Source organism: Solibacillus sp. NPDC093137, assembly GCF_050280445.1.
GTDB classification, from domain to species: domain Bacteria; phylum Bacillota; class Bacilli; order Bacillales_A; family Planococcaceae; genus Solibacillus; species Solibacillus isronensis_B.
The window spans coordinates 167,165-175,709 of record NZ_JBNNVH010000006.1 but is presented as its reverse complement, the minus strand read 5'-3'; the positions used below and the strand labels follow the sequence as shown (position 1 = coordinate 175,709).

The following is an 8,545-nucleotide window of genomic DNA, read 5'->3' as shown; positions in this document are numbered from 1 at the left end:
AGAATTATACGTTCCCAAAGCATCGTTTGGTAACATTTTGTCACTAACGTTGTATATCTGCATAGTGTCATACTTATTCCACAATCGGGCGCTTTCCTTGAATAAGGAGAGGGTCCTTTTTCGCCTTTTCCTTTAAAGGGACATATAATTAAACCCAACATAGTTATCTAGATTACAATTTAGAAGATATTGTTAAAAGTATTCTTAAATTGACGGGTAGAGATATTGGAATTAAGTTGAGAAATTTAAATATGGGGGAGTACAATGAAAAAAGCTTCAATTTTAATGATTACAGTCGTTTTATTAGTTCTCGCATCTTGTGGAGGACCTTTCATATCAACTACTTCTATGTTGATTGTTATTGAAAAGGGGTGTTCAAGTGACTATAAAGAGTATTGGGTTAAAGCATACGACCCGAATAATCAAACTAAAGAAGAAGCATTTAAGATTGTAGTTCAAGAAGAAATGGTATGGAACTTAATTGAGGAAGATAAAGAGTATTTTTCTTTGTATTCAAAAAAAGGAGATAAATCCTGGGTTTTAGAACAAATTGAGCGTATAGAAAATCAAAAAGATTAAATTATTTAAGACTACTTTTATTCCACAATCGGGCGCTTTTCTTGAATATTCGCATCCCGCAATCATCAAAATTTTTTATAAGAACCAAACTAGATAAATAAAGAACCAACTATTTTGTTCAAACTTTGTTTCAAAACAGTTGATTTCTTTCTGTAAAAAATCAGCGTTTGCAACTTACTATTAATCGAACTTTGTTAAAATGCTACACCTTTACCGATTTTTCTGTTGACCACAAGCTTTTCATTTGGGAATTTTATTTTGTATGTATTTGTATTACTCGAATAATTCAACAAATAAAAAGTTATTTTGAAGGGGGTGTTTCTTTAAACCGTTTAAGCAAAAATAAAATTAAGTTGTAGAAAACTAATGTGAAAAGGAAGAGAAAAAGATTATCCCCCCACTGAATCCCGTTATCTTGATAAATATTTAAAATAGTCATACTTATAAACAAAAGACTTGGAAATACAAGAGGACGTATATATTTATTTGTAAGAATGTCCTTAACCTCCTTTTGAATGGATTATTTATTATTCAATTTAAAAATGTTATAGCAATACTCTAGTCTAGACAATTAAAACAGAAGATGTTGTTAATTACAGTCTATTCCCGTACTCAAAATCGTATTTGGTACTTCTTTTTTATGTAAGGTAGTAACTACCTGAATATGACGACCTCTTATTCAACAATTTGGCGCGATTCTTTAATAAGAAAATCGCGTTTTTCCGTTATAGGGCCATATTGTGGAATAACAATCTTTTATACAATTGTAAAATTTAATAAAAATTAAAGGATTATCTCGATTCCCCATAACCTTTCCGATATTTTAAGTAAAATATTACCAGTTCTCACTATTTAGTGAAATTAAATATATAATTTATATAAGGGTGAATTGGAGGTTGCTTATGAATTCTAAAGTTAAGAGTAAAAAAATGATAGTAAGTATATTCATTTTGTTTATAGTTGCCCTATTCGTGGCTTTCTTTGTTTTTAACAGCAATACATTAGCCAGCGATGAAGTTTTTAATGATATAGACTTTAAATCAGAACACGTTAATGTTGACGGTTATAAATTGGATCATGAGACAGAAGAGCTTTTTGTAAAACTTAAGCTGTCTGAGGAGGATAAAACAGCAATTCTAGAAGCTTTTAAGAATTCAAAATTTGAAATATCATCTAGTTCAGATTCATATGCGGATGGAAATTATTTTATCAATATTTCATTGAATAAGCTTTATGAGTTAGAACTTAATCCAACTCAAAAAAAATTAATATTTGTCTATGAAGATGACAATGATAGCGATCATATATATTATAAATTTTCGAATGATAGTGGCTTATTTGAGCTTTTAGAAACAATAACAAAAGAATCTCTTAATCAATAATCATTAAATTTCAGGCAGCTAGGACCCAAGCCCATTGTTGAGGCAACGGTCTTCTTTTTTGCATCAATTGGGACAGATTGTGGAATAAGAAATATGCTATACAAGTTCGTGAAGTGGTGCCCTTCTGATAACGCCGTGGCATTAAGTTTATTTATGTATACCTTATAAATTCTTATTGCACTAAACCCTAGTTACTTTATTTAAGAGAATAAATTCAATTCTGTTTCTTACTTTCAGCAATAACTTTCTTTATTCCTAAACCAATAGCTGTACCAACTAAACCACCTATATTCAAAGTAACAAAATGTCCCCAGTCTACTTCTCTGTTTTTCCATATACCTATAATATATACACTTATAAGTACACCAAAAACCCAGCCTAAAAGTGCTTGATTCAATACTAGAACCCGATTCTAAAATAACAAAGTCAGAAAATTGAAACTTTATCTTTCCATATCCGTATAAGTTAGTAACATAAAAATTATAATGGGAGGAATTAAAATGCGAACTCATTACTCGCCTCGTCTAATCTTTTTAGTGCTCGCCATATTATCCCTTATCAGCATACCTGTTTTAGGTGCAATATTTCCTGTGTTCTATGTTCAAACATTTTTATTTGATAGATTGGCAATCATACTCTATCCGGATGGAATAAATTTCAGACTAGTAATGGCTGCATGTTTTGTTTTATTTATCGGATTAATGATTCCGGTAATTAAACAGAACAAACTCACTTTTAGCCTATCAAGTGTTATTATTGCAGGCGGACTCTTTGTTTTCTATTTATCGATTTTAAGTTATACATATATAGGAAAAGAAGAAGTGGTCTCCAATAAATTATTCGACGAAAAAACGTTTCAATGGTCTGAAATCCAAGAAGTAGTTCTCGAATATTATTTCGATGATATAGGTAAGCATGAAGAATATATTTTTACTTCAGTGGTAGGAGATTCTATTCGAATTCCTTTAAACGATCAGTTCCTACAAGAAGATAAAAGTGAAATTTATAAGGTAGCTCAACTAAATAATGTTGAATTTATTGAACAGGAGAAAAAGTAAAGTCCTTATAGTAGAAGTTTTTCGCTTTTAGCGGCAGACAGTGTACTGCCACTCATACAAGACATAGAGAAGACCCTTGTTGTGGCAATGGTCTTCTTTTTTGTATTCACTTGTTCCCATATACATTAACTACTCTATATTCAGCTTGAAATCGAGTATCTGACTTCCAACTAAATTACTCGTGCTTCCTTGGTATGTAGGGTCAACGAAAATACGGTCGATCCTTCCGAAATATTGTCCAGATACAGTTCAATTTTTCACGTCCTTTTTAGACTTTAAATTTAGTACTAACTCATATCCAAAGGCTATTAAAATTCCCGTCCAAAAAATTATTCCTGAAGTAAGTGGCTCAATTTTAAATATTAAATCGTAAATATAATTGATAAATAACAGTAACATATATGTATAAAAACCAAGGAGTGCTCCACTTTTCCAATTACTTTGCTCAAATTCAGACATCTTTTTGAAGAATTTCATTGTTCTCCTCCACTCATGTAATCTGCCAGCTCTCTTAATGACTTTAGCCATCCCACCGTACTTAAATATTTTATCGCAATAAACTATGATATCTAATCTTATATAACAGTAATGGAAAAATTGCGTCAAAAGCTGGGTTTCGGAAGCTATTTAATTGTTACTTAAGATGGAACTCTCTCTTTAAGGAGATCTTCAGAAAGATTTACCACATTAAGGTTATGTACGATTTTATGCTTTCACACTGTTGAAGCTACAATCAGATTATCCACAAAATCAAGGATGCTGGAGGCCGGTAAGATCCTGTTCCCATTAGGTCTTAGCATTCATTTCTGAAATCCGGCCACCCCGCGCCAAACGCGGCTAAATAACACCTTGATATGGAGCTGGGTGAAATGATATTACTTTTCTCACAGCTCCTTCACTTGACTTAAGTATTATCATTTCATATCCGTAGCTACGTGGAGTCCTTCTCCAACCACAAAACTGCATACCTTCTCTTACTCATAAAAATCATTTCAAGTCCCACCTTTCTTTGTTTTAAATTACCAAAATTAATAATGACGTTGACGCGTGTAATCTTCTACTTTTCTTTTGTTCTCTTCAAAGATTTTTTTTACTTTTTCTTCATGAATTGCTTTCTCACGAGAGATTTCACGCTCCCGTTTTGTAATAGCGATCGAAAGGGTAAAAAAGTTCACTATCATGGATTATCACCTCCTTAAAGTGCCCTAAAAATGAAAAATACCGCAGAGAGACTCCCCCTGCGGTAAAAAAAGGCACAAAAATACCGCAGGGACACACTTCTCCCTGCGGTATGGGCATACTTAATTAATCAAGAGTTTAAGCAATCCATTCCAGTCTGGTCGAATGTGTGATTTTTGTTTTCATTGAAGTTATAACTACTAGTGACATTAATTTATTGATAATGATCATTTTCTTCGACCTCCTTAGAATTTTTTGATTATTGTGTAAGTATACTCATCCTTACATTATCTGTAAACATTTTTTTGTATTTTTTCAAAAAAAAGTAATATCTAATTCAAAAGTAATGTGTAGAAAAGTTGATATAGCAACATTATTTACTTTTATGGCGATTTTCAGATTGATGTGCCCCTCATCCAACTACGAACACAATTGTGTAAAAATCATTCGCGCTTTTTCATTATATAAAGACGCTTCGTTTTTGTTACCACCTATCCAAATTCTCCTGAAAATTATTGGGATTTAGATGAACGCAAAATATAAATTGCATTTATGTAATATATATATTGCGCGTACGCAATTTATATGTTACATTTAAAACAGTTGTAATACCGAATATGAAATAGGAGAGAAGCTAAATGAATAAAGTGAAGTCAATACGTACGGGATTACATATGACACAAGATGAGCTTGCTGCACGGACAGGTGTTACACGTCAAACTATTGGATTAATTGAAAACAATAAGTTTAATCCTTCGTTAACACTATGTATTGCCATTGCAAAAGCGCTCAATTTAACATTAAATGATTTATTTTGGGAGGAATAATTATGAAAAATTCACTACTTTTCTTTTTACCGTCAGACGAGTATAAGAGAAATAAAATTAAAGGTTTTTTCAGTGAAGCTTTGTTATTAGTAATTATAGTTAATTTCTTTTTATTAATTTCCATTCAATTCTATAATAAAGATTTTATTAATAATGAATTCTTTGCCTTTATAAACATAGCAATTCCTGCAGGTTATATTTTAATTCGATACATTTTATCCGGTATTGAATATACCGCAATCTTTACAAGTTCGGACTATTCTAAAGAAAATAAACGCTTAGTAAAAAACTCATTTAAGTTTTTTGTGATGTTCGCATTGCTGACATTAATTTTCAAGGGAATCCCAACCGATCTTAAAGAAACTACTGAAATATTGGGTGTCGCGCTTATTGCTGCAATTATTCTTATGATCATCAATTGGTTATCACTTAAGTTATCTTATAAAAAGAATAGAAATCTTGGTTAAACAATAAAAATTGATTTAGACTATATCTTGTTATCCCTCTTTTCCCCTATAAAACCCTATAAGATATTCCATCTTATAGGGTTGTTGTTTATAATATTAGGTTAGTACACAAAAAAATTAGTATTATATTTTTATAAGCACGCAACTGAGAACCAAGCTAAACTAGCAGCTAGCCCCACTGCGCCACCTTTAATTGCATTTTTACCTGCAACCTTAACTAGTTCCTTAGCAAGTAAGTTCCAGTTTTTCTTTTCAATTAGTTCCCACATTCCACCACTCAAGAATCCAATTCCTGTAAACTCTAAAATTCTGTCTCCAACACAACTTGCCCATGAATTTGCACTAATCATACCTGTCCCATTGGATCCAGCCATAAATGCAGGAGCTGGAATCCCAATTAAATCTTCTTCAGTAAGCTGTTCGCCATTTACTAATTTAATGAAAGCTGATAAAGCAGCAATATTTTCTTGTCCAAAGTATGCTGCGGCTAATTCAGTGTCAAGGACATAGCGATCCCCGTCAAGATATGCATATTCTGTAAATAAAACTTCTAAATCTCCTGCTAGTTGATCAACTTCACTTTGTTGATGTTGAATAATAGTTGGAGATTTATATGTAGCGGCAGATACAGCTCCTCCATAAGTAGAGAAAAGAATACTTGTAGCAATACCACAAGCTAATAGTTTTTTAAATTTCATTTTAAATATCCTCCCCATCATTTAAATGTAAAATTTTTATTGTCCTACTCCAATTAACCATATATCTAATAAAACGCTCACCACTTCGTACATAATTTAACTTCACCTCCTTTATCAGTATGATAATATAAGGGAGATTTAAGTTGTAAAAATAGTCAAAAATGACTTATTTAGGGAGGGGAATATATGTTAGGTGAATTAGTAAAAGAAATCCGTGGAAATAAAGGCTTATCTCAAAATTATGTATTAGATTCATTGATGACCCAAAGTGCTTATTCAAAGTTTGAACTAGGTAGAACAGAAATTCGTGCATCAGTGTTCCTGAATATTTTAAATAAACTTGATATGAGTTTAGAAGAATTTAAATTTCTCCAAAATGACTATCAATTTACAATACGAGACGAAATTATTCATCGCTTTTTTTACATGTCCTATAATGATGAGACAGTATTACTAGAAGTTAATGAGTTAGCCAAAGAGTATTTAGAAAAACACCAAACACAAGATTATTTAATTAAAGAAATTTATTATTTATGCCAAGCATTCCTTACATTGTTGGAAAAGAAGGATTTTACTGAAGCAAGTATATCTGCCAATAAAGTGTGGGAAAGAGTTTCTAAGCGGAATATGCTGTATGTGATGGATCTTTATCTACTGAATTCAATTCTTTTCATTTTCCCATTAGAAACCATATTTGAAATAAGAAAATTAGTGGAGTTATCGATTGAAAAGTATGGGAATCTATTTAGACTTCAGCGTATTAGAATTAATATGTTTATTAATATTGCGTATTTGTTAATGAAAGAGGAACAATTTGAAAAGGCAATAGATGAATTAGAGGAGGCAATAACTATTTGTAGAACTGAAAAGACCTATATTCAATTAGCGATTTGTTATATTCGTAAAGGGGTCTGTTTAAACCGTCTACAACAGCAAGGGAATGTGTGGATAGATAAAGGGAATCAATTGTTACTAGCAATAGAAGAAGATGATTTAGTACAGAAACTGTCTAATGAAATAAGACAATTTATTAGTTGATACTATGAAATGTCTCTCTCCCTATTTATTTTACCGCCAATTGTACATAAGAAAAGGACATAACACAAAACTATGTTATGTCCCTTAACTGCTCTATGTTTATATAACACGACTCACAGCATGCTTCTTTAAATACTCTAATGTCGCCTTTGCAAGTGTGTTTGCTGCAACGAGAAGTGCACGCTCATCGATATCGAACTTTGGATGGTGGTGCGGGTACGCTTCTTCTTTCTCAGGGTCACGGGCACCTGTGAAGTAAAATGTTCCCGGTACTTTTTCTAAGTAGTAGGCAAAGTCCTCTCCGCCCATTTCCGGTTCGCAAATAACCACTTCCTCAACACCCGGCGTTTGTCTTGCCTGTTCGATAAAGAATCTTGTTGTTTCCCGATCATTTATGACAGCCGAATATCCGCGCACATAATCGTATTCGTAATCGGCCTTCATCACCAAGCAAGCTGCCTTCAGAACATCTTCCAGCTCACGTTCAATCAGGTCACGCGTTTCTTCATCAAATACACGTGCAGTTCCTTTGATTTTTACGGAATCGGCAATGACGTTAAAGGGGTTTAACGCTTCAAAGTGACATACCGAAATAACTGCCGGTTTCACAGGACTAATACGTCTGCCTAAAAGCTGTTGGGCATTCACAACAAATTGTGAACCGATGTAAATCGAGTCTTTCGTTTCCTGTGGTTTTGCCCCGTGTCCGCCTTTTCCTTTAATCGTAATGTAGAAGCCATCCGCTGCAGCCATTAACGGACCTTCGCATACAGCAATTTTCCCATGCTCTACCGGTGCCCATAAATGCTGCCCGAAAATGACATCTACTCCGTCCAGGCAGCCGTCTTCAATCATCGCAATCGCTCCACCCGGCGCAATTTCTTCACCGAATTGGTGGATGAACACAACATTCCCCTGAATCTCGTCCTGGATTTTGTTCAGTGCCTTTGCCAATACAAGGAGTGACGCTGTATGCCCATCATGACCGCATGCATGCATTCGGCCATCTACCTTCGATTTGTAAGGGACATCATTTTGCTCCTGAATTGCCAGTGCATCGAAATCAGCACGTAATGCCACCGTTTTACCAGGTTGACCACCGCGTAATGTAGCCACTACCCCGCGTCCCCCTACCCCTTCACGCACTTCATGTCCAAGCGCACGATGGTATTCTGCAATATATTTTGGCGTCTCCACCTCTTCATGTGAAAGCTCCGGGTTTTCATGCAAGTAACGACGGATCGCTACCATTTCATCAAAATGCTGTTCCAGTATGTCAAAAATATTCGTCATGTTTTCCATCCCCATTTTCTAAGT

11 protein-coding genes are annotated in these 8,545 nt (G+C 33.7%); 6 read left to right on the top strand and 5 right to left on the bottom strand.

The features are described from left to right. The first annotated feature begins 264 nt into the window (after positions 1–264). Both ACQKN3_RS17230 and ACQKN3_RS17225 read left to right on the top strand, forming a co-directional pair. The gene (locus ACQKN3_RS17230; RefSeq protein ID WP_342575945.1) at positions 265–579 is read left to right on the top strand and encodes a hypothetical protein; all 315 of its coding nucleotides are present in this window, start codon (positions 265–267) and stop codon (positions 577–579) included. 902 nt (positions 580–1,481) lie between these two features. After that, the gene (locus ACQKN3_RS17225) at positions 1,482–1,961 is read left to right on the top strand and encodes a hypothetical protein (RefSeq protein ID WP_427713577.1); all 480 of its coding nucleotides are present in this window, start codon (positions 1,482–1,484) and stop codon (positions 1,959–1,961) included. A 214-nt stretch (positions 1,962–2,175) separates the two neighbouring features. Here ACQKN3_RS17225 and ACQKN3_RS17220 read toward each other — a convergent pair whose 3' ends face one another. Further along, a complete protein-coding gene (locus ACQKN3_RS17220) occupies positions 2,176–2,358 on the bottom strand; it encodes a hypothetical protein (protein WP_427713574.1) in 183 nt (60 codons plus the stop codon). Between the two features lie 103 nt (positions 2,359–2,461). On the opposite strand from ACQKN3_RS17220, the gene ACQKN3_RS17215 reads away from it, so the two are divergent. After that, positions 2,462–3,019, top strand: a complete 558-nt coding sequence (locus ACQKN3_RS17215) for a hypothetical protein (protein ID WP_427713572.1) — start codon at positions 2,462–2,464, stop codon at positions 3,017–3,019. Between the two features lie 249 nt (positions 3,020–3,268). On the opposite strand, the gene ACQKN3_RS17210 is transcribed toward ACQKN3_RS17215, so the two are convergent. Next, entirely contained in the window at positions 3,269–3,496 is a 228-nt protein-coding gene (locus ACQKN3_RS17210) for a hypothetical protein (protein WP_427713571.1), read from the bottom strand. A 551-nt stretch (positions 3,497–4,047) separates the two neighbouring features. Continuing rightward, entirely contained in the window at positions 4,048–4,200 is a 153-nt protein-coding gene (locus ACQKN3_RS17205; protein WP_251690238.1) for a YrzI family small protein, read from the bottom strand. 636 nt (positions 4,201–4,836) lie between these two features. Between ACQKN3_RS17205 and ACQKN3_RS17200 the strand changes: the two genes are divergently transcribed. Further along, positions 4,837–5,025 (top strand): helix-turn-helix transcriptional regulator, encoded by a 189-nt coding sequence (locus ACQKN3_RS17200; protein WP_251690239.1) that lies wholly within the window; start codon positions 4,837–4,839, stop codon positions 5,023–5,025. Positions 5,026–5,027: 2 nt separating this feature from the next. After that, positions 5,028–5,492, top strand: a complete 465-nt coding sequence (locus tag ACQKN3_RS17195) for a hypothetical protein (RefSeq protein WP_427713567.1) — start codon at positions 5,028–5,030, stop codon at positions 5,490–5,492. A 131-nt stretch (positions 5,493–5,623) separates the two neighbouring features. Here ACQKN3_RS17195 and ACQKN3_RS17190 read toward each other — a convergent pair whose 3' ends face one another. After that, positions 5,624–6,190, bottom strand: coding sequence for a hypothetical protein (locus ACQKN3_RS17190; RefSeq protein WP_251690241.1), 567 nt, complete (start codon positions 6,188–6,190; stop codon positions 5,624–5,626). A gap of 186 nt (positions 6,191–6,376) precedes the next feature. Between ACQKN3_RS17190 and ACQKN3_RS17185 the strand changes: the two genes are divergently transcribed. Next, positions 6,377–7,228 carry a helix-turn-helix domain-containing protein gene (locus tag ACQKN3_RS17185; RefSeq protein ID WP_427713565.1) on the top strand — a complete coding sequence of 284 codons (852 nt, stop codon included), beginning with the start codon at positions 6,377–6,379 and terminating at the stop codon, positions 7,226–7,228. Positions 7,229–7,327: 99 nt separating this feature from the next. On the opposite strand, the gene ACQKN3_RS17180 is transcribed toward ACQKN3_RS17185, so the two are convergent. After that, complete coding sequence (locus tag ACQKN3_RS17180) at positions 7,328–8,521, bottom strand: M20 metallopeptidase family protein (protein ID WP_251690243.1); 1,194 nt, start codon at positions 8,519–8,521, stop codon at positions 7,328–7,330. Positions 8,522–8,545 lie beyond the last annotated feature (24 nt).

Bases quoted from the DNA above. Each gene is read 5' to 3' on its own strand.
- ACQKN3_RS17230 (WP_342575945.1), top strand. From the start codon at position 265: ATGAAAAAAGCTTCAATTTTAATGATTACAGTCGTTTTATTAGTTCTC.
- ACQKN3_RS17225 (WP_427713577.1), top strand. From the start codon at position 1,482: ATGAATTCTAAAGTTAAGAGTAAAAAAATGATAGTAAGTATATTCATT.
- ACQKN3_RS17215 (WP_427713572.1), top strand. From the start codon at position 2,462: ATGCGAACTCATTACTCGCCTCGTCTAATCTTTTTAGTGCTCGCCATA.
- ACQKN3_RS17210 (WP_427713571.1), bottom strand. From the start codon at position 3,496: ATGAAATTCTTCAAAAAGATGTCTGAATTTGAGCAAAGTAATTGGAAA.
- ACQKN3_RS17205 (WP_251690238.1), bottom strand. From the start codon at position 4,200: ATGATAGTGAACTTTTTTACCCTTTCGATCGCTATTACAAAACGGGAG.
- ACQKN3_RS17200 (WP_251690239.1), top strand. From the start codon at position 4,837: ATGAATAAAGTGAAGTCAATACGTACGGGATTACATATGACACAAGAT.
- ACQKN3_RS17195 (WP_427713567.1), top strand. From the start codon at position 5,028: ATGAAAAATTCACTACTTTTCTTTTTACCGTCAGACGAGTATAAGAGA.
- ACQKN3_RS17190 (WP_251690241.1), bottom strand. From the start codon at position 6,190: ATGAAATTTAAAAAACTATTAGCTTGTGGTATTGCTACAAGTATTCTT.
- ACQKN3_RS17185 (WP_427713565.1), top strand. From the start codon at position 6,377: ATGTTAGGTGAATTAGTAAAAGAAATCCGTGGAAATAAAGGCTTATCT.
- ACQKN3_RS17180 (WP_251690243.1), bottom strand. From the start codon at position 8,521: ATGACGAATATTTTTGACATACTGGAACAGCATTTTGATGAAATGGTA.